This window comes from Amycolatopsis pithecellobii, assembly GCF_009707865.1.
Lineage (GTDB): Bacteria > Actinomycetota > Actinomycetes > Mycobacteriales > Pseudonocardiaceae > Amycolatopsis_E > Amycolatopsis_E pithecellobii.
On record NZ_WMBA01000005.1, the window covers coordinates 73,919 to 97,893 of the forward strand.

Genomic DNA, 23,975 nt, shown 5'->3' on the forward strand with positions numbered 1-23,975 from the left:
TCCGGCGATGGGTACCATCGGCTTTTACCGGAATTCAACAGAAACAGCCGGTATCGCCTTTCCCTTGGGGGACAAATCGCCTGTTCACGGGTGGTGAGTCGGTGGCCGGCAGCAGAAAGTTCCCGCGTTTCCGGGAAATTTTTTGTTGCCAGGATCTCCGCGTCAGGGAATTGCCGCGAGGAACAGGAAAGCCGCCAGCAGCACCAGATGCACGGCGCCCTGCAGGCGGGTCGCCCGGCCCGGGATGACGGTCAGCATGCTGACCACCACCGTGAGCAGGAACAGGATCAGCTGCACCGGACCGAGGCCGAGCAGCAGCGGGCCGTCCAGCCACACCGACGCCAGTGAGATCGCCGGGATGGTCAGGCCGATGCTCGCGATGGCCGAGCCGTACCCCAGGTTGAGGCTCGTCTGGATACGATCCCGCAACGCGGCCCGCGCGGCGGCGAGGGTTTCCGGTAACAGCACGAGCAGCGCGATCACAACCCCGACGAACGACGGCGGGAAGCCCACCGCCCGCACGCCGGCTTCGATGGCCGGCGACTCGACCTTCGCCAGGCCCACCACCGCGATCAGCGCGATGAGCAGCAAAACCAGCGACGTCATCGTGGCCCGGCCGCTCGGCGCCTCCGCATGCTCTTCGACCACGCCCTCCTCGGTCACCGGCAGGAAGAAATCGCGGTGCCGGATCGTCTGCGTGAACACGAAAACCCCGTACAGCACGAGTGATGCGAGCGCCGCGAAGGCCAGCTGCGGAGCGGAATACTGCAGCCCGCTGCGGCTCGTGGTGAACGCCGGCAGCACCAGCGACAGCGTGCACAACGTCACCACCGTGGCAAGCTCGGCGCCACTGCCCTCGGCGTTGAACAATGTCGTGCCGTGCTTGAGCGCCCCGACCAGCAGCGCGAGCCCGATGATGCCGTTGGTCGTGATCATCACCGCGGCGAACACCGTGTCCCGCGCCAGCGAGGACGCGCCGGGGCCACCGGACGCCATCAGCGTGACGATCAGCGCCACCTCGATCACCGTCACCGCGACCGCCAGCACCAGCGACCCGAACGGCTCCCCCACCCGCGCCGCGACGACCTCGGCGTGATGCACCGCCGCCAGCACGGTCGCCGCCAGCGCGAGCGCCACCAGCACCACCGCGACCACGCCCGGGTGCCGCCCCCAGGTCACCACCAGCAACACCAGCGCCAGCGCGGGTGCGGCCGTCGTCCACGACAGCAGCGGGAAACGAACGGGGGCGGCCACGGAGCACACCGTCGCACACATCCCACCCGGGCCGCCATTCGGAAAGTCCTGGTAGGACCGGGAAAGCGCGTGAGAATAAGATGTGCACATGGCGAAGGCGCAGACCCCGGGGCGGCGGCAGCGGTCCGAGAACAAGCAGGCGGCCATCCTCGACGCGGCCGAGCTGCTGTTCGTCCGGGACGGGTACGAGCTCACCAGCGTCGACGCCATCGCAGCCGAGGCCAAGGTGTCCAAGCGAACCGTCTATGACCACTTCGGTGACAAACGGACCCTGTTCGAAGGCGTCCTCACCCGGGTCGCGGACGCGCTCACGACCACCGTGCACACCGCGATCGACGAGGAACTCACGGCGGGACGCGACCTGCGCGAGGGGCTGACGGCCTTCGCGATGCGAGTGGTGACCACGGCGTTCCCGTCCTCGGACTACGTCGCCTTCCAGCGGCTGACGTCCCAGGGGCGGGCGGCGCCAGTGCTCCCTCGGGCAGTGCACGATCAGCCGGAAGACTTGCTGGAGAAGCGATTCACCGAACTCGCCGCCGGGGGCGAGATCCAGGCCCCCGATGCGGCGCGCGCCACGAAGCATTTCACCGCGCTGACCGTCCTACTGGCACTGGAGGAACTCCGGACCGAACCGGCCCGCGCGGCCACGGAAATCCCGGGGATCATCGCGGACGGTGTCGATGCCTTCCTCCGCGCCTACCGACGCTGAATCTGGTCCGCAATGGACCGAACAGAGCCATGATGACCGCCACCGACCAGACCGACCTGATCTCCGTCATCGTCACCGACCACCGCGAGGTCGAGAAAATCTTCCGGGAACTGGAGTCCGGCCAGGGCAGCGCCGAGCACCGGAGCGGGCCAGCCGACCATGTCATCACCGAACTGGTGCGCCACTCCGTCGGCGCCCGACAAGCCGCCGGCGAACCTCATCCTCGACCCCGGCGCCGGCCTCATCGACCGCCTGCGCGACGCCCTCAGCGGCCGGGGCAAGTAAACGATCGTGTCGGGAGCAGGCCGGCGAGGAGGCCCGTGCCCGTTCCCCCGCGGTTCAGTACCTCACGATCGCCGGTGCGCTGACCGGGACGCCGGCCACGCCGAAGTACCGGTCGCAGATCGCTCGCCAGGTGCCGTCGTTCACGGCCTTTTCCAGCACGTCGTCGATCGCGTCGCGTAACACCTTGTCGTCCTTCGCCAGACCGACACCGTAGGGCTCCACGGAAAACGTCTTGCCGACGAGCTTCATCGCATCCGGTTCCTGCGCGGCGTAACCGGCGAGCACGGCGTTGTCGGCCGTGACCGCATCGGTCTGGCCCGCCACCAGCCTGTCCACACATTCCGAGTATTTTTGGAATTCCGAGATATTGCGGGGTTCGGTCAGTGCCAGGTCACGCACGCGCTGGATCGATGTCGATCCGGTCACCGAGCAGACTCTCTTGCCGTGCAAGCCGTCCTTGCCGGTGATCGTGTTGTCGTCCGCGCGCACCAGCAGATCCTGGCCTGCGGTGAAGTACGGGCCCGCGAACGACACCTGCTGCTTGCGCTTGTCGGTGATCGTGTAAGCGCCGACGTAGTAATCGACATCGCCGTTGCTGATCGCCTGTTCACGGGCGGCCGAGTCAACGGGCACATAGGAAATCCGGTAGCTGCCGAAACCGAGGCCTGCCGCCACCAGTTTCGCGATCTCGATGTCGAACCCGGCGTACCGCCCGCTCGCCACGTCCCGAATGGACAGTCCAGGTTGGTCATCCTTGACGCCGACCACCAAGGTCCCCGCCTTGCGGATCTTGTCGAACACCGGCGACCCCGGCAGGCTGACGTTGCGCGCGATGGGATAGTCCACCGGTGTCGCGGGCGGTCGCAGCTGTGGGGCGGTCACCTGATCGATTCCACAGCCCGCTACCATTGTCGAGCCGGCCACCAAAGCGATGGCGAACATCCGGAACCGCACGAGTATCTCCTCGGTCTCTCGCCGTTCATCCCGTGATGCTTTGCCAGCTTACGGTGGTGTTACGGGAAAAACCCCGCGGTTGATCGAGACTTGAGGAACCGGCGTGCTCAGCTGGCGTTGCCGCTGCCGACGTAGGTGGCCTGCCGACGTATCTCCTCGCGGTCCAGCGCGCGCTTGAGGACCTTGCCGGTATTGCCCCGTGGCAACCGCTCGATCACCTGATACAGGCGCGGAACCTTGTACGCGGCGAGGCGTTCGGACAGCCAGGCACGCAACCCGGTCAGGTCGAGATCCTGGCCCGGCTCGGCGACGACGACCGCCGCGACTTCCTCACCCAGCCGGGCATCAGGCACACCGACGACGACGGCCTCCCGGATCGCGGGATGTTCGTAAAGGCGTTCCTCGATCTCACGGGGATAAACGTTGTACCCGCCACGGATGACCAGTTCCTTCTTGCGGTCGACGATCCACAGATACCCGTCGTCGTCGAGACGGCCGAGATCACCGGTGCGCAACCACCGCCCGCGCATGGCCTCGGCGGTGGCGTCGGGACGGTTCCAGTAGCCCTGCATGACCGCGGGCCCGGCGACGGCGACCTCACCGATCTCGCCGGCCGCAACGGGTTCACCCTGGTCATCGAGGATGGCGATGTCCAGGCCGGGCTGCGCCTTCCCCGCACTGCCCGGTTTCGCTGGTATACCGGGACGATTCACCGTACCGGCCGACGTCGTCTCGCTGAGGCCGTAACCGTCCAGAATGGTGACACCGAAGCGGGTGTGGAACCCGCGAGCGAGCTCGTCGGGTAACGCCGCACCACCGGAACTCGCCAGGCGCAGTGTCGAGAACTGTTCCTTGCCGGTGGCGGCCCGCAACATTTCGGCCCACATCGTGGGGACCCCGGAGAACGTCGTCAGCCCGTGGCCGGCGATCAGGCCGACCGCCGCCGCACCGCTGAACGGGCGCAGCAACGACAGTTGCGCGCGGGCCTCGAGCGCCGTGCGCAGGACGGCGACCTGGCCGTAGACATGGAACAGCGGCAGCGCCGTTCCCATCCGGTCGGTGCCGTCCAAGCTCAGCGTCCGGACATACATCCGCACCGTGAACATGATGTTGCCGTGGGAAAGTTCCGCGCCTTTGGGATGTCCGGTCGTGCCCGAGGTGTAGAGCAGCACCGCGAGATCCCCCGGCTCCACCTCGGCGCACTCGGCATCCTGGGCCGGCCAGGCGAAGCCGGGCCCGAGCTCCCAGAGCGGGAGCCCGTGCGTGCCGGCGACCGCGCGCGCCGCGTCGCCGGTTTCGTGCCAGCTGACCACAAGGCGGGCGCCCGAGTCCTCGACGAAGTAGGACAGCTCGGGCTCGGTGCACATCGGGTTCACCGTGACCGCCACCGCACCGGCGGCGAGTATGCCGAGGTACGCCGGAACGAACTCCAGCGTCGTCGGCACCACCAGCAGCACCCGGTCACCACGGCCGACGCCGTTTTCCCCGAGTGCGGCGGCAAAACCCGCGGTGCGGGCCTTGACGTCCCGGTATGTCCACTTGCGACGGTCGTCACGCACGGCCACCGCATCGGCACGACTGTCCGCGAGGTCCCAGACAATCCGAGCCGCGTTGCTCACTCGCGTCGCTTGGCGCACGCCATAGACGATGTCACAACCCAGCCCTTTCGCGCAACGTTCTACGATATGTTGCACGAATCGGCCGGTGCCGAGCGCCCGGTCGCCACGGCCCGCGAAATTCGACGCTGGTCCATTACGCTGGCCGGATGTTGATCGACGCGCATGTGCACGCCGTGGACTTCCTGCAGCAGCCGGCCAGTGCCGGTGAGCTGCTCCGCGGGATGGACGCGGCCGGGGTGGACCGCGCCGTGCTCTTCGGGTTGCCGGTCAAGAAGAAGTGGCCGTCGAACGAACCGCGCCGCCCGCACTACTACCTCGACGGCAACTCGCCCTGCTACTACTTCTCCCTGACCGACGAGATCATCGCGAGCCTGGCCGCCGAGCTCCCGCGGGACCGGTTCGCCGCGACGCTGTGCGGTTTCGATCCCACCGACCAGGTCGCCGTCGATCACATCCAGCTCGTCTGGGAGCGGCACGACTGCTGGCGCGGCCTCGGCGAAATCATGCTCCGCCACGACGATCTCACCAACCTTACGCACGGCGAGAACCCGTCGGCAGCCCATCCCGCGCTGGACTCCGTCTTCGCCTTCGCCGCCGACCAGGACTGCCCCGTCGCGGTGCACCACGACAGCAGCTCACCCGGCCGGCCCGGCGAGCACGAATACGTCGGCCAGCTCGACCGGATGCTCACCCGCCACCCCGGCACGACCACTATCTGGTGCCACGCCGGGGTTTCCCGCCGCGTCGAACCGCGCCGGCAACACGAAGTCGTCGAGCATCTGCTGGACGAACATCCGCGGCTGCACATCGACGTTTCCTGGCAGCTGCTGGATCTCGTGCTGTCCGACGACGGCACCCCCAGTCCGGAATGGACGAAGCTGATCACCCGCCACCCCGACCGGTTCGTGCTCGGCACCGACCTGCTGGGACGCCCGGAGAACTGGAGCGAGCTGACCATCCCGCTCCGCCGCCTGCTCGACGCGCTGCCCGGCCCGGCAAGGGACGCGGTCGGCGCCGGGAACGCGCTGCGGCTGTGGTGGCACGAGTAGCGGCATCCGGATGCATACCCGGCCGCGCCGGCGGGAAGGCCAGGACCATCCTGTCCCCGTCCCGCGGAGTTTCGGATGCACCTCATTCGCGACGGTGGTCCGCCCGCCTGGGTCGCCCGCGCGATCCGGTTGCCGGGCCAGGAAAGGCGGACGCTCGTCCAGGCCGCCAAAGCCACCGTGGCGGCGCTCGAAACCGGACCCGGCGCTGTATCGCACCAACTCCCCCACGGCCCCCAATCCGCGTCACCGCCTGGTTACAGCCGCGGCAGTTCCTGGCGGACGCCGAGCAACGCGCTGAACGGATCTTTCCGCTCCCGCAACCGGTCCGCCACGGTGTGGATGGTCCACCGGTCGGGCCGCAGCCCGGGATCATCGAGCTCGTCCCATTCCAGCGGCACCGAAACCGGCGCACCCGGCCGGGGCCGCACGCTGTAGGGGGCGACGAGTGTTTTGTTGATGACGTTCTGGGTGTAGTCCAGCCGCGCCAGCCCGCGGCGTTTGTCCTTGTTCCATTCCCAGCTCACCAGCTCCGGCACCGCCCGCCCGATGGTGCGGGACACCGTCTCGGCCCAGGCCCGGGTTTCGGCGTAGGTGTAGCGCGGTTCGATCGGCACCCACACCTGGATACCGCGCTGCCCGGTGACCTTCGGACGTCCTTGCAGGCCAAGGTGTTCCAGTGCGGTGCGGTGCAACCGGGCCAGCAGCAGGAGATCCTCCGGTTCGGTGCGCGGCCCGGGGTCGATGTCGAACAGCGCCCAGGTCGGATGGTCCACGTCCGGCGCGCGGGAGGTCCAGGCGTGCAGTTCCAGCGCCCCGTAGTTGGCCAGCCACGCCAGTGCGGCGGGGCTGTCGGGGATGAGGTAACACTGCGTCTCGTCCTCGGCCGCCCGCTCGTAATGCCAGCGCCGCAACCACTTCGGCGCGTGCCCCGGCGCTTCCTTCTGCCAGAAGCCGGGTTTGGCGATGCCGTCCGGGAACCGGTGAGTGTTGAGCGGGCGGTCGGCGAGATAGGGCAACATCACCGGGGCGATCGTGGCGTAGTAGGCGATCAGTTCTCGTTTGGTGATCGCCGGGAAGTCACGGGTCTTCCCGAACAGGACCTTGTCCAAATTGGTCAGTGACAGCTTCCGCCCGCCGAGGGTCCAGGTTCCCTTGGCGCCCAGCGCATCGAGCTCCGCGAGCTCGTCCGGCGTGGGCGCCTGCCAGATGCGGACCTCGGCCTCGGCGGCCGGGCGGTCACTGTGCCAGGTCGCCTCGGGAGCGGCGGCGACCTCGTCGTTCGTGCGTCCACTTTGGACTGACTTGGGGTAGTCCTCCGCGTCCCAGCCCTTGCTCGCGTGATCATCGTGCTTGTGCAGCAGCAGCCACTGTTCCTTGTCCGCGGAGTCGCCGCGTCCCTTTCGAACCAGCACGAACCGCCCCACGAGTTTCTCGCCGTGCAGGTCGAAGTGGAGGTTGCCGTCGGCGATGGCCTGTGCGGGGTCGTCGGTCTCGGCCGGCTCCCAGGTGCCGTGGTCCCAGACGATCACGTCACCGCCGCCGTACTCACCGGCCGGGATGACGCCCTCGAAACCGGCGTACTCGAGGGGGTGGTCCTCGACGTGCACCGCCATCCGGCGCACGTCCGGGTCGAGCGTCGGGCCCTTGGGCACCGCCCAGCTCACCAGCACCCCGTCCAGCTCGAGCCGCAGATCGTAATGCCGCCGCCGGGCACGATGCCGCTGCACGACGAACAGGTCCCCCGTGCCGCCGCCGCGCCCGTCACCCGCCGGTTCCCTGGTTTTCGTGAAATCCCGTTTGGCCTGGTATTCCGCCAGCCGGCGCCGACCTGCCACGGCTTGCTCCCTTCACCCTCCGCCCACCGGGTTTACCCGGATCGGCCACGGCTATCCCCCGCGGTGAGGAGGTGTATCCATCATGCCTGGACGCGAAGACCTGCGGAGCACGCTGCTGCCCAGCAGACGGCGTTCGTAGTTTCAATCCGGGTCCAGTGGTTACCCCATGCCATGACTTCACTACGCGCCCTGGCCTTGGTCTGCACGCTCAAGCCATCGCCCGCGCGCTCGAGCAGTCAGCTGATCGCACAGCAGCCGCTGGATCAGCTGCCGCCCGGCGTCGAGGCCGACATGGGGGACGGTGACGCGTGGCCGGAGTTGCGGCGCAAGATCGCGGCGGCGGACATCCTCGTGCCGGCCACGCCGACGTGGCTCGGCCATGCTTCCAGTGTGGCGCAACGCGTGCTCGAACGGCTGGACGCCGCACTGTCCGAAACGGACAGTGCGGGACGGCCCGCGATGTTCGGGGCCAGGAAACCGGGCGATTACCACGACCTGCCCGAAACACCCGAAGCGGTCACCTGGACCGACGCGACGGCCGCCCGCAACGCGGTGCACCTCACGTCGTTGTTGCGCGAGCACCAGTATTCTTCAGGCTGACCGCCCGGTTCGGCCCAGTGCGGCGAGGCCGGCGCGGGTGATCTCGACGGGCACCCGGTCACCGGGAAGCCCGGAGCGCGACGTGGCGATCAGGCCCGCGTGGGCCAGTTCATGCGCGCTCGGCTGGTCCGAACACGGAAGACCGTCCACGTACAGATCAGGTTCCGTGCTGACGATGCCTTCCGCACGCCCGTCGGCCACTGCCCGCAACATCGCCAGTTTTCGTCCGAAAAGGACAGTCGGGCCGCTCATGACCGGTTCCTCCTTCTACCACCGGCTTCCCCGCTGCCCGGCAGCCGAAACACCCAGTTTGAGCTGTCGATCTCCGGGTACCCCGGCGTGTGCATCGGAGGCTGCTCGTCGTCGTCACGGCTGCGCTCCGGCAGCTACCCGGTTGCAGGAGCTGGTGGCCACGGTCAGCGAGGCGCGTGACGCGCTCGACGCGGGTGCGCAGGAACGCGTCGCCGCCGCCGAGCGCCAGGTCGCGGCCCTGCCGGATCAGCTGGACGCGTTCGTGACGAGCCGCCCATGAAGAAGGCACTGACGGTCACGTTCGGTATCCTGACGGCGATCGGCGGTTTCGTCGACATCGGCGACCTGGTCGCCAACGCCCAGTCGGGCGCGCGGTTCGGCCTGCGCCAGCTGTGGATCGTGGTCCTCGGCGTGATCGGGATCTGCGTGTTCGCGGAGATGGCGGGCCGGGTCGCCGCCGTCAGCCACCGTCCGGTGTTCGACCTGGTGCGCGAACGGCTCGGGCCGCGCATGGCGATGGCGAACCTCGCCGGCTCGTATGCCGTCACCCTGCTCACGCTTACCGCCGAGATCGGCGGGGTCGCACTGACCATCCAGCTCGCGAGCGGCCTGCCACACCTGTTGTGGGTGCCGCTGGCCGCGTTCGCGGTCTGGTTCGTGTTGTGGCGGGTGAAGTTCGAGCTGATGGAACAGATCTTCGGGTTCGCCGGGATCGCGCTCGTGGTGTTCGTGATCGCGTTTTTCACACTCCGTCCACAATGGGGCACCTTCGCCGCGGACCTGACGCGGCCAAGGCCGACCGAGGGCGAGAACTGGGGCACCTACGGTTACCTGGCGGTGTCGTTGTTCGCTTCGGCACTCACGCCGTACGAGGTGTTCTTCTTCTCTTCCGGTGGTGTGGAGGAAAAGTGGGGTCCGCGTGATCTGGTGACCGCACGCAGCAACACGTTCGTCGGGTTCCCGCTCGGCGGGCTGCTCGGCATCGCCATCATGGGCTGCGCGGCCACGGTGTTCGAACCGGCCGGGGTGCAGGTCGAGCAGCTGAGCCAGACCGCGCTGCCGGTGGCGCTCGCGCTGGGCAAGATCGGGCTGGTCGTGGTGATGATCGGGTTCTTCGCCGCGACCTTCGGCGCCGCACTGGAAACGGGACTGTCCACAGGCTACTCGGTTGCCCAGTATTTCGGCTGGCAGTGGGGAAAATTCGTACAGCCCCGCGAGGCGGCCAGGTTCCACACCGTGGTGCTGCTGTCCATCCTGCTCGGCGCGGCGTTGTTACTGACCACAGTGGACCCGGTGCAGATCACCGAGCTGTCACTCGTGTTCAGCGCCGTCGTGCTGCCGCTGACCTACCTGCCGATCCTGGTCGTCGCCAACGACCGCGACTACCTGGGAGACAACGTCAACGGGCGGGTCGCGAACATCCTCGGTGTGGTCTTCCTCGTCATCATCCTGGTCGCCGCGCTGGCCGCGTTGCCGCTGATGATCGTGACCGGGATGGGAGAATCATGACGGACGGGCAGCTGCTGATCGAGTTTCACTTGCTGGACCGGCAGATCGTCGACATCGACGGCCGCATGATCGGGAAGGTCGACGACGTCGAACTCGAGCCCACCGGCGACGGCCACTACCGCGTGGTGGCCCTGCTGACCGGCGGGCGCGTGCTCGCCGAGCGGGTCGGCGGGTTGCTCGGGCGATTTCTCCGGTGGCCCCGCCCGGGGTCGCTGCGGATCACCTGTGACCACGTACTGGAAGTGGGCAATCACGTGACGTTGTCCCTGCACGCCGAAGTGCTGGACCTCCCCCCGCTGGAGAGCTGGCTGCGACGGCACGTGATCGGCCGTATCCCGGGAGCACGCCATGAGAGCCAGTGAACTGCTGGGGCGGCGGGTCCACGATGTGCACGGACGCCCGCTGGGGAAAGTGACCGAACTGATCGGCCGGCCGGACGAGGCAGGCCGCCTGGTGATCGCGGCGGTGCTCGTCAGCCGGCGCCGGCACGCCCGGCTGCTGGCCTACCACCGCCCGGGACGGGAAGGCCCGTGGCTGCGCCACCTCGCCAGGATTCTCTTTCAGGAACCGCAAGAGGTCCCGTGGGCTGATGTCCGCTGGGACCGGTGACGACGACGGAGGCGCCATGGTCAGCATGCCGGCCAGACTTCGCATCGCCGCATTGCGTGCGAGCGGCCAGAAACGGTTCTACGACAGCGCGGACGCGCTGCACCGGCGGTTGCCGCGGCATCAGCGCGCGTCGAAGCGGAAGCCTCCGCGATGGCTGCAGCGCACGTCCGCGGTGCGTCGGCACGACGTCGACGGTTTTCCGTGCTACACCATCGGTCCGCGCGCCGGCGCCGGTGATCTGCAGGTGCTGCACCTGCATGGCGGCGGCTTCGTGGAGGAGATCGAGCCACACCACTGGCGGTTCGCTGCGGAACTGGTGCGGCGCCTCAGGTGCACGGTGACGCTCCCGATCTACCCGCTGGTGCCGCGCTACAGCCACACCACGATCCTGCCGATGGTCCAGGCGGCCTACGAACGGCTCCTGCGCGAAACCCCACCGCAGCGGCGGATTCTGTCCGGCGATTCCGCGGGCGGGGCGCTGGCGCTGGCCATCGCGCAGAAACTGCGGGAACGCGGGGAACCGCAACCGGAACGAATCGTGCTGATCTCGCCGTGGCTCGACGTCCTGCTCGACGATCCGATGTCGGTGCTGCTGGACGATTACGACCCGATGCTCGGCATCACCGGGCTGCGTGAGGCGGGCCGGATGTACGCCGAAGGCGCCGACCCGCACGATCCCCGGATCAGCCCGCGCTACGCCGATCTGGCCGGGCTGGGGCCGTTCAGCCTTTTCATCGGCGCTCGCGACGTGCTGCTGCCCGACGCCCGGCGCTTCGCCCGGCGTGCCACCGAGGCCGGGATCGACATCGACTACCGCGAACGCCGGGGCATGTTCCACAACTGGGTCATGGAAAAGATCCCCGAGGGGCGCGAGGAACTGAACCACCTGGAGCGGATCCTGCGCCGCCCTCCGGCCGACCGGTGAGCCGTTACTCGAATTCGAAATGCAGCGCGTCGACGCAGGCCTGGTATTTCTCCGCCAGCTCCGCATCGGTTTGCGCTCGTACGAACAGGTGCGCGAGTTCGTAGCTGTAGCTGTCCTGCTCCGGCAAGTCCGACAGCCGCTGCCCTTCGATCGCGCTGATCTCGATCGTGGTGCCTGGTACCCGCTGCTCGATTTCGGCGATCTCCGCGTCCGTCGGGACGCGGGTCACCAGCGCGTCGCCGTCGAATCTGCGGTACATCCATTTTCCCGCCACCCGGTAGCGACCGGGCTCGTGCGGATGGTGGGCTGGGTCCTGGCCGAGGCCGAGGCGCAGCATCACCTCGTGATTGGCGATCCCGTCCACGGCTTCGAACAGTTCGGCGTGCGACTGCGAGTGCCTCGGGTTGATCTCCAGCAGCCGCACCTGGCCCGAATCCTTGTCGTAGAAGAATTCGATGCTGAACGTGGCGTTGTCGAAACCGAGATGGCTCATCACGGTCCGCGAGATCTCCTTCAGCCTGCCGACGATTTCCGCCGGCAGCCGCGACGGATACTGGTGCCGCAGAAAGGACGGCGTCCCGTCGTAGTTCACCGAATCCAGCGCACCGTAAACGACGACATCACCGTCGTACACGTACCCCTCGACGGCGGCCTGCACGCCCCGGATCTCTTCCTCCGCCAGGCAGGCCGCTCCCCCGACTTCGGTGATTTCCCGCGGCAGCTCCACCTTCCCCAGCACTTCGTCGAACGGGTCGCCGACCCGGCCGATCCCCGCGCGGATCTCCGCTACCGCGTCGGCGAATTCGTCCGGCCCCGAAACGTGGAAGGCCAGTTCCGACGAGAAGGATTTCACCGGCTTGAGCCACATCGGGTAATCGACCCCGTCGGGCGGGCCCGGTTCGTCATCGTCGAGATCCACGGTGCCGAACGCGGGGATGTCGTCGATCACCTCTCGTTGCAGCAGCCGGCTCCAGTACTTGTGCTCGCACCGGAGCACGGCCTCCAGCGACACGCTGGGCAGCCCGTATTCCGAGCACAGCAAGGGAACCATGGTGGCGGCCGGGAAATCCCAGTAGCTCGCGATCGCGGCGATCGGGCCGTCCACGGCGTCGAGTTGCTCGCGCGCTTTGCGCAGCAACCCGCCCAGGTCGATCTCGCCGTGTTGCAGTTCGGCCGGTGTCAGGAGCCCCCGGAACCGGTACTCCCCGGCCCACGAGATGCGTTCGAGAATCTTCGCGTTCTGCTCGTCGAGTCCGAGCACGAATACATTCTTGGACACCGCACGTGAATACCCCACGGAATGAAGGCAAAACGGGGTACTCCCCGAACGTCGGGCGATCCGTCTGGATCTGTCCCCACCCGGACGGGCACATCCAGGTGGTCGGCACCGACGACGCCGGCCGGCGGCAGTACCTTTACCACGAGCAGTGGCGCCGCCGGCGTGACGAGGAGAAGCACGACCGCGTGCTGGCCATGGCCGCACGCCTGCCGGAGTGGCGCGCCGAAGTCCGAGCGGATCTGGTGGCGCGCGGGCTCGGCTACCGCCGCGTGGTGGCGGCCGCGTTGCGCATGCTGGATCTCGGGATCTTCCGCACCGGCGGAGAAGAATACGCCAGTGAACACGGCACGCGCGGAGTCGCGACCCTGTTGCGCGAGCACAGCAGTGTCCGTGGGGACGACGCGAAGTTCGAGTATCCCGCCAAAGGTGGCATCCACCGGGCCGTGGTGCTGCACGATCCAGAGGTGGCGAAAACCGTGAAGGCGTTGCTGCGGGCGCGAACCGGAAGCGACCGCTTGCTCTGCTACCGGAGGGACGTGAATGGCGGCCGTTGTACGCCGAGGACGTGAACACCCGGTTCAAGGAACTCGCGGGTGAGGACTGCCCGGCCAAGGATCTGCGAACCTGGACGGCCACGGTGCTCGCGGCCACCGCCTTCGCCGCCGCCGGACAACCGAAGTCCAAGGCGGCGGCGAAACGCCGGGAACGCGAGGTCATCCGGGAAGTCGCCGAGGCGCTGGGAAACACGCCTGCGGCCTGCCGGAGGTCCTATGTGGACCCACGGGTGATCGCAGCGTTCCACAATGGACAGACCATCGCTCGGGTCACACGTGGTCGCGGGGAATCCGGCGATCCCAGTTCCGGGAAAACGTCCGGACCTCGCCTTCGTAGGCGTCGAGGGTGGCGTGCACGACGAACTCGTCCGGCGTGCAGGTGACCGAGGTATGGGTGTCGGTTCTGGCCGACCACTCACCCCGGCGGAACGAGATGGACCACCACGTGTCACCACGGGCGGAACAGAAGTCGTCGGCCACCCAGCCGTACCGTTCCCGCACCCGCCGGTCCACTTCCAGGTCCAGCTCGTCGAACCGGACGAGCCCGGCGTTCTTCACGATCTCCAGCGCGTTGTCGTACCCGACCAGGTCACGGCACACCGTCCAGCGCTGCTCGCCCGGCGTGAGCTGGGTCGTGGCAAGGGGTGCGGCGCCTTCGGGTTCGGCGAACGGCTGGGGGGTGACCTCGTCCTCCTCCCCGACCGGCCGGATGGGCAACCGCAGCGCGCTCCCGCCGGTGTGCACGCTCAGCAGCGCCGGCTCCGGTGGCGGCCACGCGAGCGGCCAGTACGAAGTGGACAGTGACAGCCGGATCCGGTGCCCTGGCGGGAAAGCCTGCGCCACGGCGTTGAGCTGCACGCTCACCTCGTAGGTTTCCCCCGGTACCAACGGTTCCGGCGTGTCATGCCCGTTGCGGTGGGTCAGGTTGAGCAGGCCGTAGGTGACCCTGGTGGCCCGCCCGTCCGGCGCCACATCGGACAACCGGGCGGCGATCATCGCGACCGGTTTGTCCGCCGATACCGCGAGCCGCACCACCGGCGCACCATGGATCTCGCAGCGTCCGGGCAGCGTGTCCGTCTCGAACACGAGCGAACCGCCGTCCTCTTCCCGCTGGTCGTAAGGAAGATCGGGCGGCGCGTTGTAGGAGGCCCACTTTCCCGCGAACTGCCCCACCGACAGCGGCGAACACACCGCCACCTCGGCGTCGGGCACCTGCTCGCCTTCGCGCGCGATCCGGTGACGCGCCAACGGGAATTCGACCGGGCGGACATGCGGGGAGGGCCAGTCCGGCTCGCCGACCCATCGCCCCGGCCGGTCTGCGTAGGCGGTCGAGGGCGGCACGCTTTCCTGCATCCAGGTGCGCAACATCGGGCCGTCCAGCACGCCGTTGTCCGCACCTTTGAGCCAATGGTCCCACCAGCGCACGACTTCTTGCAGGTAACCGATGGCCGGGCCCGGTTCGCCGAGATGCGGGTACTTGTGCGACCACGGCCCGATGAGTCCCTTGCGAGGCACGTCGAGATTGCCGAGCAGGCGCGCCACGGCGTTGGAGTACCCGTCGGCCCAGCCACTCGACGCGAGCACCGGCACTCCGACGCCGGAGTAGTCCTCGCACACCGATGCGCGCCGCCAGTATTCGTCGCGCCGCTGGTGGCTCAGCCAGTTTCCCGCCCACAGGCTGCAGTTCTCCAAGCGCTCCAACCACATCTCACGCCACCGGTCCCCCACCAGCGCCGGGTCCGGCGGCAGCGTCGCGTAGGCGAACATCGTCCCCGCCTCGGCCACGTTGTCCGACAGCAGCGCGCCACCCATGTAGTGCATGTCGTCGGAGTACCGGTCATCGGTGAACGACGAGATCACGATCGCCCCCAGGCTCGGCGGTTTACGCGCCGCCACCTGCAAAGCCGTGAACCCACCCCAGGAAATCCCTATCATCCCAGTCTGCCCGGTGCACCACGGCTGACCGGCGAGCCATTCCAGTACCTCTTCGGCGTCGGCGTGCTCCTGATCGAGATATTCGTCGGCCAGCACGCCCTCCGACTCGCCGGTTCCGCGTAAATCCACCCGGACACAGGCATAACCGTGCCCCGCAAGGTAAGGGTGGTGGATCGCGTCCCGTTCAGCGGTCAGATCCCGCTTGCGGTAAGGGATGTACTCCAGAATCGCGGGGACCGGCGTGTCGCCGGAAGAAACCGGGCGCCAGATCTTCGCGGCCAGCCGGACACCGTCCCCCATCGGAATCCACACGTTCTCGTCCACTGTGATCTCGTACGGGAACGAGGTCACCGTGCGCATCCATGCTCCCTTCGCCGCGTCAGCGAGCCCGCCCGTGCACCGGGCGGGCTCGTCAGGGAATCAGTCCGTGGACAGGGCTTCCAGCAGGTCCCCGACCTTCGGATCGGTCAGCGAACGCGCGACGTCGGCCTGCGCCACGATGCCGACGAGCTCATGCCCGTCGATCACCGGCAGCCGGCGCACCTTGTGCTCGCGCATCGTCCTGAGGATCTCCTCGGCCTCGTCGTCCGCGCCGATCGTCACGGCCTCACCCTGCGCCAGATCGCCTGCCTGGATCGCGCGCGGATCCTTGCCGGCGGCCAAAACCTCGACCACGATGTCGCGGTCGGTGAGCATGCCCTTGAGCCGGTTGTCCTCCCCGCAGATGGGCAGCGCACCCACCGAAAGGTCGGCCATCCGGCGCGCGGCGTCGAGCACGGCTTCGCTCGTCCGCACGCACTGCGGATTCTTCGTCATGATGTCGCGTGCCTTGGTCATCACTTCTCCTTCATCGCGTGACCCTTTTCCCGGCGTACCCAGCGGGGCGCCGCTCAATCGGTTTCGACCACGGCCGGATCGGGGTAAGTCGGGCGTCATGACCAAGGCGTCCTTTTCCGACACCGCGCGCGTCGCGGCACAGATCCTCACCCCGACACTGGCGGGCGGAGTCATCAAGCGGCGGCCACGTGCCATGGCGGTGGCGGAACGGCTCCAGCTTGATCGCGCGGGAATCCGGCTGCTGCAACGGCTGCGGGCCCGGTACCACGGTCAGCCCGTGCGCCTGCGGATGCCAGGCCGGTCGGTCAGCGTGGTGCTCGAGCACGGCGACGCCGGCAGCTTGCTGGCCAGGACGCCGAGCCCGTTCAGCCCGGCGACGCGCGAGAAAACGGCCGCGTTGAGCCATTTTCAGCCACACGGCGTGCTGATTTCCGGCGACGGCCTGCGTGCCGCCCGGCGTGAGTTCACCGAGAAGGTGCTCGAACCCGGCCGGGCACTGCACGAACTCGCCGCCCCGTGGGCTGAGCGCATCACGCGGCGCGCGAGCGAGCTGCCCGCGGACGGGCTGGACTGGGACACGTTCAGCGCACGCTGGTGGCAACTCGTCCGCGAGATCACGCTCGGCGGCGACACCGCCGAAGACCAGGAGCTGACCGAGCTGCTCGGCAAGCTCCGGCTCGCCGCGAACTGGGCCTACGGGCGCCCGAAACGCCACCATCTCCGCGACCGTTTTCTCCACCTCGTGCGCCGCCAGGTGGCGCTCGACCGGCCGGGCAGCCTCGCCGCCGCACTCAACGCCACGCCGGCCGCACCCGGCACCGACCCGGCCGGGCAGGTGCCGCACTGGCTGTTCGCGTTCGACGCCGCCGGGATCGCCACGTTCCGCGCGCTCGCCCTGCTGGCCGCTCATCCGGAGGCCGCCGCACGGGCCCGCGCCGAAGCGACGGATCTGGCGGGGCCCCGGCAGCTGCCGTTCCTGCGTGCCTGCGTGCTCGAATCCGTGCGGCTCTGGCCGACGACGCCCGCGTTGCTGCGGGAGAGCACCACGGACACCTCACGGGGCCGGAAAGGAACCACGTTCCTGGTGTTCACCCCGTTCTTCCACCGGGACGGGCAACAGCTGCCCTACGCCGACCGCTTCGACCCCGACATCTGGCTCGACGGCCGGGCCGCGGCCGAACCGGCACTGGTGCCGTTCAGCGCGGGGCCCGGCGCGTGCCCCGGCCGGGACGTGGTGCTGTACACGACGTCGATGCTGCTCGCGGGGCTGGTGCGGCGAGAATGGTCGACGGACAAGAACCTGCCGCCCGGCTACCTTCCGGCCACGCTCGATCACTTCACGCTGCGGTTCGGGCCAGCGCGTCCTCGACGGTAGGGAAGACCGGCAACACCTCGGCCAGGCCGGTCGCGGCGATGGAATGCAGCACAAGGCGCGACGAAGCCACGATGCGCAGTCCGTTACTTTCGTGGACGAGGACGGCCAGCCCGGCCGAGCCGAGAAAGTCCACCTCGTCCAGGAGCACGATCAGCGGCGCCGACGCCGCCCCCAGTTCACGCGCAATGCGCAGCTCTTCAGCGAGTTTCCCCGCGGTCGCCATGTCCAGGTCTCCCGCGACGCGCACGAGCACGCCGTCATCGGTAAATTCCCGGCTGATCCTCAGCAACTCACCCGATGATGTGTTAGCCATGGTGCCCTCCCATGCGACGACGTCGCTCGTGGGCGGCAGGCTGTGGATTCAACCTGAGTACCACTCCGACCGTAGCCTGTTCTCAGGGATAAGCAAGCGCCCAGGTCAGCGCGCCGGCCAGCGGCGACGCGCGTCTCCCTGCCGTGGCGATTGCGATCGAGCCATCCGGATACCCAGGGCGGTGACGGGTATTCAAGGTCAACGACGAACGGAGAACGCGATGACGGCACCGGACTACGACCGGCTGCGGACCACCGTCGACGGGATGCGGTTTCCTTGTGAGCACAGCGATCTCCTCCGCCAGGCGGCGGCCGCCGGGGCGGACGACGACACGCTCGGTCAGCTGTCCGCATTGCCGCGCCGCCGGTACGACACCGCCGAGGCCGTGGAAGCCGCGTGCACGGAAGGGAAACCGCGCTGAGGGATCACCGGAACATCCCGACGGCGACCAGGACGACCAGCGCCGCCACCCGGCTCGATACCGGGCACCTTCTCTGGCGGTGGGTCCAGTGAAGATTCGTCCTCGTCACGAGTCATACCGGCCGGGTTTCCGCCGCGGCCCCCGCGGTGAACCCGACTGTCCACTTGCGACTCGACGGCCGATGGTTAGCCACCATGGGCACGGGTATTCCCTCTCTTATGGCAGCTCAACGGATTGTGGTCACCGGCGCCACCGGCAACCTCGGCCTGGCCGTGCTGCGGCAGCTGGGCGCCGACCCCGAGGTCACCCAGGTGCTGGGCATCGCCCGCCGCGGCACGCCGCTCCAGCTGCCGAAGACCGAATTCGCCCAGGCCGATGTCACCACCGGTAACCTTTCGACGCTGTTCCGTGACGCGGATGTCGTCGTGCACCTGGCGTGGCTTTTCCAGCCGACCCGGACCCCCGAGATCACCTGGCAGGCCAACGTCATCGGCTCCATCCGGGTGTTCGAAGCCGCCGCACAGGCAGGCGCGAAAAAGATCGTGTACTCGTCCTCGATCGGAGCGTACTCGCCCGCCGTGGACGGCCGGCCGGTCGCGGAGAACTGGCCGACCCATGGCTGGCCCGGCGCCGCGTACACCCGTGAAAAGGCTTATGTGGAAAGGTATCTGGACGGTTTCGAGCTCGCGCACCCCGAGGTTCAGGTGATCCGGATCCGGCCGGGCTTCGTGTTCCGCCGCGAGACCGCCTCCGAGCAACGCCGGCTGTTCGCCGGGCCGTTCGTGCCGGGCAGCCTGATCCGGCTGATCCCGGTGTTGCCGGACATTCCCGGGCTGCGCATGCAGGTGGTGCACAGTGACGACGTGGCCGACGCGATCCGCCGCTGCGTGACCCGGCCGGTGTCCGGTGCGTTCAATCTGGCCACCGATCCGGTGGTGGACACCGGAGTTCTCGGCGAGCTGCTGGGCGCTCGTCCGGTGCCGGTACCTGCTTTCCTTGCCCGGCAAGTGGTTTCCGCGGCGTGGCGGCTGCGCCTGGTGCCCGCGACACCCGGGTTGCTCGATGCCGTCCTGCACCTGCCGGTGATGAGTACCGCCCGCGCCGAGTCCGAATTGGACTGGCGCCCCCGCTACAGCGCGAAGGAAACACTCGAAGAGTTCTTGACCGGCCTAGGCGAAGGAGCCGGCGGCCAGACCGCCCCGTTGGCCCCGGACGGCTCGCGCGCGCACGAAATTCGCACCGGAGTCGGAAAACATCCCTGATGGATGTGGACGCACTGCTGCAGAGCCTCACCCGCGTGGTGACCGGCACGAAGTGGCGTGCCAGACCGCCGCGGACTGTCCCTTGTGGAGCGCGTTTCGGCTGCGAGCAAGGCGTGACGACGGGTGGCGTGCGCGTGCGCAACGTGGCGCAGCCGGTGGTCCGCGCGGCGTACGCGACCTATTCTCTCGAGCAGGCCACAATGGCGGGAGTCTGATGGCGAACGAGTTGACAGTGCAGCAGGCGCTGGTGCTCCGGTTTTCCGGTGCACTCGACGACCTGGACGGGACGCTGGCCCAGGCAGCCGGGGTACTGGCGCCCCTGGTGGTACTCGACCTGCGAGGCGTGGGGCCGCTGAGTACGACCGACGCGCGTGCCGTGCACGCCTTCGTCAGAGCCCGCGCCGATGAAGGGGTCCGCTGTCATGTGGTGGCCGACCCGGCCGGCGCGGCAGCACGCGCGCTGGCCGGCTTGGGCGTGGCCCCGGTCTTCGGCGCGCTCGAACAGGCGCTGACCAGCGATGACGATCCCCGTGAAAACGCACTGCCCGATCAACTGGAAGCCCTGACCCGCACCCTGCTCGGCAAGACCACGGTGGCGGCCGCGCTGGAAAAGATCGTCGAAGCCGCCGGGGTCGTCATGCCCGCCGCCGACCTGGTCAGCGTCACGCTCCGCTCGCCGGAAGGCGAGTTCACCACGCCGATCGAAACAGACCCGGTCGCCCTCGAGCTCGATCAGGTGCAGTACAACTCCGGCAAAGGCCCGTGCCTGGACGCCGCGAAACCCGACGGACCCGGCTACGTGCGCAGTGACGACCTCGCCCACGAACAACGCTGGCCCGAGTTCGCCTCCGGCGCCGTCGGCCACGGGTACGCCTCGATCCTGTCCACCGAACTGTTACAGGCCATCGGCAGTGCCCGTCCCTCCGGGGCGCTGAACATCTACTCCCGCCGGCTCCACGGTTTCAGCGAAACCGACCGCCATCTCGCGCTCCTGCTGGCCACACACGCGTCACTCGCCCTGGCGCACACGCACACCACGGAACTGGCGGAACTGCAGGCAACCCAGCTGCGCGAGGCGATCAGCACCCGCGACGTGATCGGGCAGGCGAAGGGGATCCTGATGAACCGCCAGGGCATCAGCCCGGACGAAGCGTTCCACCTGCTGCGCACGACTTCCCAGGCCCTGAACGTGAAGCTGGTCGACGTCGCGCGCACCCTCACCGACCGGCACGGAGAACTGGACCTGCCCGGCTGACCCCTCAGCCCGGCGTCGTCTCCCCGCCGAGCGCGGCGAGCACTTCACCGCTGTAGTAACCGGACAGCCGGTTCGAAGCGAGGAAAACGTACGAAGGCGCCAGATCGTCGGGGTGCGCGGCCTCCCCGAACGGCACCTGCAGGCCGAACTTCTCCACCTTCTCGGGCGGGAACGTGGACGGGATCAGCGGGGTCCACACCGGACCCGGCGCCACGCAGTTCACCCGGATCCGGCGGTCGGCCAGCGCCTGCGCCATCGCGTAGGTCCACGCGTGTACCGCACCCTTGGTCGCCGAGTAGTCGATCAGGGATTTGTTGCCGCGCAAGCCGTTCACCGAACCGGTGTTGATGATCACGTCACCGTCACCGAGATGCGCCAATGCCGCGTCGGTCACCCGGAAATAGCTGTGGATATTCACATCGAAGGTGTGCAGCCACTGCTTTTCCGTCAGTTCCTCCGGTTTGTCCACGGGCCATTGCGTGGCCACGTTGTTCACCAGGATGTTCAGCCCGCCCAGGCGCCGCACGGTCTCCGCGACGATTTCGCGGCACTGCGCGGCTTCCGCCAGATCTCCCGGCAGGAGGACACATTCGCGGCCTTCGGCACGAACAAGTTCGGCGGTGCGTCCGGCGTCTTCGTGCTCGTCGAGGTAGGCGATCGCGATATCGGCACCCTCCTTGGCGAACGCGATCGCAACCGCGCGGCCGATCCCCGAATCACCTCCGGTGATCAGCGCACACTGACCGGTGAGCAGCTCCCGGCCTGCGTAATCGGCCATCGTGTCCCGCGGCTGCGGATCCATCTGCTTCGTCGTCCCCGGCGGCTCCTGCTGCTGTGGCGGACGTATCGGATCGGACATGCGCACTCTCCTTCCGGTCACCGGCTACCCACCCTGCGGGGTTTAACTCGCGCGCCGGCGGAAACGACTAATGGTGTGAACAGGGTTCTGCTGTGGCACGTGCACGGCTCGTGGACGAACGCGTTCGTCCACGGCCGGCACCACTACCTGCTCCCGGCACTCCCCGGAGGCGGTCCGTGGGGAATGGGACGGGCGGGCCGTGACTGGCCCGGACAGGCCGAAGAGGTGCCGGTTTCCCGGTTGCGGGACACCGAACCGGATGTCGTGGTGCTCCAGCGTCCCGAAGAGCTCGACCGGGTCGCCGAATGGCTGGGCAGGACCCCGGGTAAAGACATTCCCGCCGTTTATGTGGAACACAATGCGCCACGGCCGTACGCGGCGAGTTCGGTGCATCCGCTCGCCGGCCAGTCGGCGATCCCGGTGGTGCACGTGACGCATTTCAACGAGCTGATGTGGGACTCCGGGCGTGCGCCGACGGTCGTCATTCCACACGGGATCGTCGACCCCGGGCCGCGGTACACGGGCGAACTCGCCCGGGGTGTCGCGATGATCAACGAGCCCGCACGACGGGCTCGCGTCACGGGTAGTGATGTGCTTTCCGCGTTCGCGCAGGCAGGTCCGGTCGATCTCTACGGTATCGGCGCTGCCGATTTCGTCGCGGAACCCGCGCCTCATGCCGTGCGCGGGATCGCCGATCTGGCGAGCGGGCAACTGCATGAAGAGGTGGCGCGCCGGCGGGTGTACCTGCACACGGCCCGCTGGACTTCGCTGGGACTGTCCCTTTTGGAGGCGATGCATCTCGGGATGCCGGTGGTAGCGGTGGCTACCACGGAAGCGGTGGCGGCCGTGCCGCCGGACGCGGGCGCGCTGTCCACCGACCTCACCAGGCTGACCACCGCGTTCGGTGAACTGCTGCACGAGCCCGACCTCGCGAAGCTGGCCGGTAAACGAGCCAGGGAGTTCGCCCTCGCTCATCACGGACTGGGGGCCTTCCTTGCTCGCTGGGACGCGCTGTTCGCCGAACTCACCGCTGCGGAAAGGATCTGAGACGATGAAGATCGACATGGTGTCCGAGCACGCCAGTCCACTGGCGACACTCGGCGGGGTCGATGCCGGCGGGCAGAACGTCCACGTGGCCGAACTGTCCGCCGCACTTTCCCGGCAAGGCCATGCCGTCACCGTCTACACGCGACACGAAGATCCCGGCGCACCCCGTGAGGTCATCACCCCGAACGGTTACCGTGTGGTGCACGTGCCTGCCGGTCCGGCGCGGGTGCTGCCCAAGGACGAACTGTTGCCGCATATGGGCGCGTTCGGCGAGTTCCTGCGCGGCGAGTGGGAGCGGGACCGGCCGGATATCGTGCACGCTCATTTCTGGATGTCCGGGCTCGCTTCGCTGGTGGCCACCTTCGACGCCGGAATCCCTGTCGTACAGACGTTTCACGCGCTCGGTGTGGTGAAGCGGCGCCATCAGGGCGCGGCCGACACCAGCCCACCGGAACGGATCCGGCTGGAACGGATGATCGCCCGGCGCGCCGACCGGGTGCTCGCGACCTGCTCGGCGGAGGTCTTCGAGCTGGTGCGGCTCGGCATGCCGCGGGCACGCGCCTCGGTCGTCCCGTGCGGGGTGGACCTCGACGGTTTCAGCCCGGACGGCCCGACCGCACGACGTGGCGCGCCGCACCGGATGATCAGCGTGGGACGCTTGGTGCCGCGCAAGGGTTTCGACATCGCCATCCGCGCGCTGAAATCCTTACCGGGCACCGAACTGGTGCTCGTCGGCGGACCCGGTGAGGGTGAACTGGAGAATGACCCCGAGGCGCGGCGCCTGCGTGAGGTCGCCCACGGCCTGGGCGTGGCCGACCGGTTCCGGATGGCCGGCCAGGTACCGCGGGACAAGATGCCGGCACTGCTGCGGTCCGCGGATGTCATGGTGTGCACGCCATGGTATGAACCATTCGGCATCACCCCGCTGGAAGCGATGGCCTGCGGGGTCCCGGTGGTGGCCGGCGCGGTCGGCGGACTGGTCGATACCGTGGTGGACGGGATCACCGGCACCCTGGTGCCGCCCCGCGACCCGGCCAAGCTCGCCCGTGCGGTCAGGCAGCTGCTGAGGAACAGCACGCTGCGGGAACGGTACGGCCTGGCGGGCTACGACCGGGTGCAGGCGCGCTACTCCTGGGACCGGGTCGGCGCCGACACCCTGCGCGTCTACGACCGCGTGCTGCCGGTGCCGGTGCCGGAATCCGCCGCTCAGTGACTGGTTCCTGGGGGACCCACCCCCG

27 protein-coding genes and 2 pseudogenes are annotated in these 23,975 nt (G+C 68.4%); 18 read left to right on the plus strand and 11 right to left on the minus strand.

Annotated features, from left to right (window positions below; all coding sequences use genetic code 11):
• Positions 1 to 162: 162 nt before the first annotated feature.
• Positions 163 to 1,254: a calcium:cation antiporter gene (locus GKO32_RS05090; protein ID WP_312867497.1), complete on the minus strand. Its 1,092-nt coding sequence runs from the start codon at positions 1,252 to 1,254 to the stop codon at positions 163 to 165.
• Positions 1,255 to 1,342: 88 nt separating this feature from the next.
• Between GKO32_RS05090 and GKO32_RS05095 the strand changes: the two genes are divergently transcribed.
• Positions 1,343 to 1,963: a TetR/AcrR family transcriptional regulator gene (locus tag GKO32_RS05095; protein ID WP_154755606.1), complete on the plus strand. Its 621-nt coding sequence runs from the start codon at positions 1,343 to 1,345 to the stop codon at positions 1,961 to 1,963.
• Here the strand turns inward: GKO32_RS05095 and GKO32_RS40065 are convergent.
• On the minus strand, positions 1,951 to 2,184 hold the full coding sequence (locus GKO32_RS40065) for a hypothetical protein (protein ID WP_154755607.1): 234 nt from the start codon (positions 2,182 to 2,184) through the stop codon (positions 1,951 to 1,953). The genes GKO32_RS05095 and GKO32_RS40065 overlap by 13 nt on opposite strands.
• On the opposite strand from GKO32_RS40065, the pseudogene GKO32_RS40420 reads away from it, so the two are divergent.
• Positions 2,150 to 2,248 (plus strand): annotated as a pseudogene (locus GKO32_RS40420) (hemerythrin domain-containing protein); the annotation flags it as partial. The gene GKO32_RS40065 and the pseudogene GKO32_RS40420 sit on opposite strands and share 35 nt — an antisense overlap.
• A gap of 54 nt (positions 2,249 to 2,302) precedes the next feature.
• On the opposite strand, the gene GKO32_RS05105 reads toward GKO32_RS40420, so the two are convergent.
• Together GKO32_RS05105 and GKO32_RS05110 are read right to left on the minus strand one after the other, a co-directional pair.
• The gene (locus tag GKO32_RS05105; RefSeq protein WP_376765925.1) at positions 2,303 to 3,202 is read right to left on the minus strand and encodes a glutamate ABC transporter substrate-binding protein; all 900 of its coding nucleotides are present in this window, start codon (positions 3,200 to 3,202) and stop codon (positions 2,303 to 2,305) included.
• 107 nt (positions 3,203 to 3,309) lie between these two features.
• Positions 3,310 to 4,821, minus strand: a complete 1,512-nt coding sequence (locus tag GKO32_RS05110) for an AMP-binding protein (RefSeq protein WP_312867498.1) — start codon at positions 4,819 to 4,821, stop codon at positions 3,310 to 3,312.
• A 146-nt stretch (positions 4,822 to 4,967) separates the two neighbouring features.
• Here GKO32_RS05110 and GKO32_RS05115 point away from each other — a divergent pair, with 146 nt between their 5' ends.
• Positions 4,968 to 5,870, plus strand: coding sequence for an amidohydrolase family protein (locus tag GKO32_RS05115; RefSeq protein ID WP_166459390.1), 903 nt, complete (start codon positions 4,968 to 4,970; stop codon positions 5,868 to 5,870).
• Between the two features lie 254 nt (positions 5,871 to 6,124).
• On the opposite strand, the gene ligD is transcribed toward GKO32_RS05115, so the two are convergent.
• On the minus strand, positions 6,125 to 7,705 hold the full coding sequence (ligD, locus tag GKO32_RS05120) for a non-homologous end-joining DNA ligase (RefSeq protein ID WP_312867499.1): 1,581 nt from the start codon (positions 7,703 to 7,705) through the stop codon (positions 6,125 to 6,127).
• Positions 7,706 to 7,876: 171 nt separating this feature from the next.
• Between ligD and GKO32_RS05125 the strand changes: the two genes are divergently transcribed.
• Positions 7,877 to 8,305, plus strand: coding sequence for an NAD(P)H-dependent oxidoreductase (locus GKO32_RS05125; RefSeq protein ID WP_154755609.1), 429 nt, complete (start codon positions 7,877 to 7,879; stop codon positions 8,303 to 8,305).
• Here the strand turns inward: GKO32_RS05125 and GKO32_RS05130 are convergent.
• Positions 8,297 to 8,557 (minus strand): hypothetical protein, encoded by a 261-nt coding sequence (locus GKO32_RS05130; RefSeq protein WP_154755610.1) that lies wholly within the window; start codon positions 8,555 to 8,557, stop codon positions 8,297 to 8,299. The genes GKO32_RS05125 and GKO32_RS05130 overlap by 9 nt on opposite strands.
• Before the next feature lie 154 nt (positions 8,558 to 8,711).
• Here GKO32_RS05130 and GKO32_RS39655 point away from each other — a divergent pair, with 154 nt between their 5' ends.
• From GKO32_RS39655 to GKO32_RS05150, 5 genes are read left to right on the plus strand one after another with little or no spacing between them, the layout of a single operon-like run.
• Positions 8,712 to 8,837 (plus strand): hypothetical protein, encoded by a 126-nt coding sequence (locus GKO32_RS39655; protein ID WP_281353758.1) that lies wholly within the window; start codon positions 8,712 to 8,714, stop codon positions 8,835 to 8,837.
• A complete protein-coding gene (locus GKO32_RS05135) occupies positions 8,834 to 10,066 on the plus strand; it encodes an NRAMP family divalent metal transporter (protein ID WP_154755611.1) in 1,233 nt (410 codons plus the stop codon). Before GKO32_RS39655 ends, GKO32_RS05135 begins: the two co-directional genes overlap by 4 nt.
• Positions 10,063 to 10,428: a PRC-barrel domain-containing protein gene (locus tag GKO32_RS05140; RefSeq protein ID WP_154755612.1), complete on the plus strand. Its 366-nt coding sequence runs from the start codon at positions 10,063 to 10,065 to the stop codon at positions 10,426 to 10,428. Before GKO32_RS05135 ends, GKO32_RS05140 begins: the two co-directional genes overlap by 4 nt.
• Positions 10,415 to 10,675, plus strand: coding sequence for a PRC-barrel domain containing protein (locus tag GKO32_RS05145; protein ID WP_154755613.1), 261 nt, complete (start codon positions 10,415 to 10,417; stop codon positions 10,673 to 10,675). The genes GKO32_RS05140 and GKO32_RS05145 overlap by 14 nt, the downstream gene beginning before the upstream one ends.
• Positions 10,656 to 11,600: an alpha/beta hydrolase fold domain-containing protein gene (locus tag GKO32_RS05150; protein ID WP_246243190.1), complete on the plus strand. Its 945-nt coding sequence runs from the start codon at positions 10,656 to 10,658 to the stop codon at positions 11,598 to 11,600. The genes GKO32_RS05145 and GKO32_RS05150 overlap by 20 nt, the downstream gene beginning before the upstream one ends.
• A 4-nt stretch (positions 11,601 to 11,604) precedes the next feature.
• On the opposite strand, the gene GKO32_RS05155 is transcribed toward GKO32_RS05150, so the two are convergent.
• Positions 11,605 to 12,879, minus strand: coding sequence for an ATP-grasp domain-containing protein (locus GKO32_RS05155; RefSeq protein ID WP_312867500.1), 1,275 nt, complete (start codon positions 12,877 to 12,879; stop codon positions 11,605 to 11,607).
• A 5-nt stretch (positions 12,880 to 12,884) separates the two neighbouring features.
• Here GKO32_RS05155 and GKO32_RS05160 point away from each other — a divergent pair, with 5 nt between their 5' ends.
• Positions 12,885 to 13,448 carry a hypothetical protein gene (locus GKO32_RS05160; protein WP_312867501.1) on the plus strand — a complete coding sequence of 188 codons (564 nt, stop codon included), beginning with the start codon at positions 12,885 to 12,887 and terminating at the stop codon, positions 13,446 to 13,448.
• Complete coding sequence (locus tag GKO32_RS40425) at positions 13,445 to 13,816, plus strand: hypothetical protein (protein ID WP_376765926.1); 372 nt, start codon at positions 13,445 to 13,447, stop codon at positions 13,814 to 13,816. The genes GKO32_RS05160 and GKO32_RS40425 overlap by 4 nt, the downstream gene beginning before the upstream one ends.
• On the opposite strand, the gene GKO32_RS05165 is transcribed toward GKO32_RS40425, so the two are convergent.
• Positions 13,704 to 15,728: a CocE/NonD family hydrolase gene (locus tag GKO32_RS05165; RefSeq protein WP_154755614.1), complete on the minus strand. Its 2,025-nt coding sequence runs from the start codon at positions 15,726 to 15,728 to the stop codon at positions 13,704 to 13,706. The two genes, GKO32_RS40425 and GKO32_RS05165, sit on opposite strands and share 113 nt — an antisense overlap.
• A gap of 60 nt (positions 15,729 to 15,788) precedes the next feature.
• A complete protein-coding gene (locus tag GKO32_RS05170) occupies positions 15,789 to 16,205 on the minus strand; it encodes a CBS domain-containing protein (protein ID WP_154755615.1) in 417 nt (138 codons plus the stop codon).
• Between the two features lie 97 nt (positions 16,206 to 16,302).
• On the opposite strand from GKO32_RS05170, the gene GKO32_RS05175 reads away from it, so the two are divergent.
• Positions 16,303 to 17,580 (plus strand): cytochrome P450, encoded by a 1,278-nt coding sequence (locus GKO32_RS05175; RefSeq protein ID WP_154755616.1) that lies wholly within the window; start codon positions 16,303 to 16,305, stop codon positions 17,578 to 17,580.
• Here the strand turns inward: GKO32_RS05175 and GKO32_RS05180 are convergent.
• A complete protein-coding gene (locus tag GKO32_RS05180) occupies positions 17,543 to 17,893 on the minus strand; it encodes an anti-sigma factor antagonist (RefSeq protein WP_154755617.1) in 351 nt (116 codons plus the stop codon). The genes GKO32_RS05175 and GKO32_RS05180 overlap by 38 nt on opposite strands.
• Positions 17,894 to 18,113: 220 nt before the next feature.
• Here GKO32_RS05180 and GKO32_RS05185 point away from each other — a divergent pair, with 220 nt between their 5' ends.
• The 4 genes and pseudogenes from GKO32_RS05185 to GKO32_RS38735 all read left to right on the plus strand — a co-directional run bounded on the left by GKO32_RS05185 (position 18,114) and on the right by GKO32_RS38735 (position 20,831).
• Positions 18,114 to 18,314, plus strand: coding sequence for a DUF2795 domain-containing protein (locus GKO32_RS05185; RefSeq protein ID WP_154755618.1), 201 nt, complete (start codon positions 18,114 to 18,116; stop codon positions 18,312 to 18,314).
• A gap of 218 nt (positions 18,315 to 18,532) precedes the next feature.
• A complete protein-coding gene (locus GKO32_RS05190; RefSeq protein ID WP_154755619.1) occupies positions 18,533 to 19,576 on the plus strand; it encodes an NAD-dependent epimerase/dehydratase family protein in 1,044 nt (347 codons plus the stop codon).
• Between the two features lie 89 nt (positions 19,577 to 19,665).
• A pseudogene (locus GKO32_RS05195) lies at positions 19,666 to 19,791 on the plus strand (metallophosphoesterase); the annotation flags it as partial.
• A complete protein-coding gene (locus GKO32_RS38735) occupies positions 19,791 to 20,831 on the plus strand; it encodes a GAF and ANTAR domain-containing protein (RefSeq protein WP_154755620.1) in 1,041 nt (346 codons plus the stop codon). The pseudogene GKO32_RS05195 and the gene GKO32_RS38735, both read left to right, overlap by 1 nt.
• 4 nt (positions 20,832 to 20,835) lie before the next feature.
• On the opposite strand, the gene GKO32_RS05205 is transcribed toward GKO32_RS38735, so the two are convergent.
• Positions 20,836 to 21,690, minus strand: a complete 855-nt coding sequence (locus GKO32_RS05205; protein ID WP_154755621.1) for an SDR family oxidoreductase — start codon at positions 21,688 to 21,690, stop codon at positions 20,836 to 20,838.
• Positions 21,691 to 21,765: 75 nt separating this feature from the next.
• Between GKO32_RS05205 and GKO32_RS05210 the strand changes: the two genes are divergently transcribed.
• Together GKO32_RS05210 and GKO32_RS05215 are read left to right on the plus strand one after the other, a co-directional pair.
• The gene (locus GKO32_RS05210; RefSeq protein WP_312867502.1) at positions 21,766 to 22,737 is read left to right on the plus strand and encodes a glycosyltransferase; all 972 of its coding nucleotides are present in this window, start codon (positions 21,766 to 21,768) and stop codon (positions 22,735 to 22,737) included.
• 4 nt (positions 22,738 to 22,741) lie between these two features.
• Complete coding sequence (locus GKO32_RS05215; RefSeq protein WP_154755622.1) at positions 22,742 to 23,950, plus strand: glycosyltransferase; 1,209 nt, start codon at positions 22,742 to 22,744, stop codon at positions 23,948 to 23,950.
• Positions 23,951 to 23,975: the final 25 nt, after the last annotated feature.

Excerpts from the sequence above, each read along its gene's own strand:
- GKO32_RS05145 (WP_154755613.1), top strand. The coding sequence starts at position 10,415 with ATGAGAGCCAGTGAACTGCTGGGGCGGCGGGTCCACGATGTGCACGGA.
- GKO32_RS05205 (WP_154755621.1), bottom strand. The coding sequence starts at position 21,690 with ATGTCCGATCCGATACGTCCGCCACAGCAGCAGGAGCCGCCGGGGACG.
- GKO32_RS05115 (WP_166459390.1), top strand. The coding sequence starts at position 4,968 with ATGTTGATCGACGCGCATGTGCACGCCGTGGACTTCCTGCAGCAGCCG.
- GKO32_RS05125 (WP_154755609.1), top strand. The coding sequence starts at position 7,877 with ATGACTTCACTACGCGCCCTGGCCTTGGTCTGCACGCTCAAGCCATCG.
- GKO32_RS05180 (WP_154755617.1), bottom strand. The coding sequence starts at position 17,893 with ATGGCTAACACATCATCGGGTGAGTTGCTGAGGATCAGCCGGGAATTT.
- GKO32_RS05165 (WP_154755614.1), bottom strand. The coding sequence starts at position 15,728 with ATGCGCACGGTGACCTCGTTCCCGTACGAGATCACAGTGGACGAGAAC.
- GKO32_RS05215 (WP_154755622.1), top strand. The coding sequence starts at position 22,742 with ATGAAGATCGACATGGTGTCCGAGCACGCCAGTCCACTGGCGACACTC.
- GKO32_RS38735 (WP_154755620.1), top strand. The coding sequence starts at position 19,791 with ATGGCGAACGAGTTGACAGTGCAGCAGGCGCTGGTGCTCCGGTTTTCC.
- GKO32_RS05170 (WP_154755615.1), bottom strand. The coding sequence starts at position 16,205 with ATGACCAAGGCACGCGACATCATGACGAAGAATCCGCAGTGCGTGCGG.
- GKO32_RS05190 (WP_154755619.1), top strand. The coding sequence starts at position 18,533 with ATGGCAGCTCAACGGATTGTGGTCACCGGCGCCACCGGCAACCTCGGC.
- GKO32_RS05130 (WP_154755610.1), bottom strand. The coding sequence starts at position 8,557 with ATGAGCGGCCCGACTGTCCTTTTCGGACGAAAACTGGCGATGTTGCGG.
- GKO32_RS05175 (WP_154755616.1), top strand. The coding sequence starts at position 16,303 with ATGACCAAGGCGTCCTTTTCCGACACCGCGCGCGTCGCGGCACAGATC.
- GKO32_RS05185 (WP_154755618.1), top strand. The coding sequence starts at position 18,114 with ATGACGGCACCGGACTACGACCGGCTGCGGACCACCGTCGACGGGATG.
- GKO32_RS05135 (WP_154755611.1), top strand. The coding sequence starts at position 8,834 with ATGAAGAAGGCACTGACGGTCACGTTCGGTATCCTGACGGCGATCGGC.
- GKO32_RS05140 (WP_154755612.1), top strand. The coding sequence starts at position 10,063 with ATGACGGACGGGCAGCTGCTGATCGAGTTTCACTTGCTGGACCGGCAG.
- GKO32_RS40065 (WP_154755607.1), bottom strand. The coding sequence starts at position 2,184 with ATGAGGTTCGCCGGCGGCTTGTCGGGCGCCGACGGAGTGGCGCACCAG.
- GKO32_RS05150 (WP_246243190.1), top strand. The coding sequence starts at position 10,656 with ATGTCCGCTGGGACCGGTGACGACGACGGAGGCGCCATGGTCAGCATG.
- GKO32_RS05095 (WP_154755606.1), top strand. The coding sequence starts at position 1,343 with ATGGCGAAGGCGCAGACCCCGGGGCGGCGGCAGCGGTCCGAGAACAAG.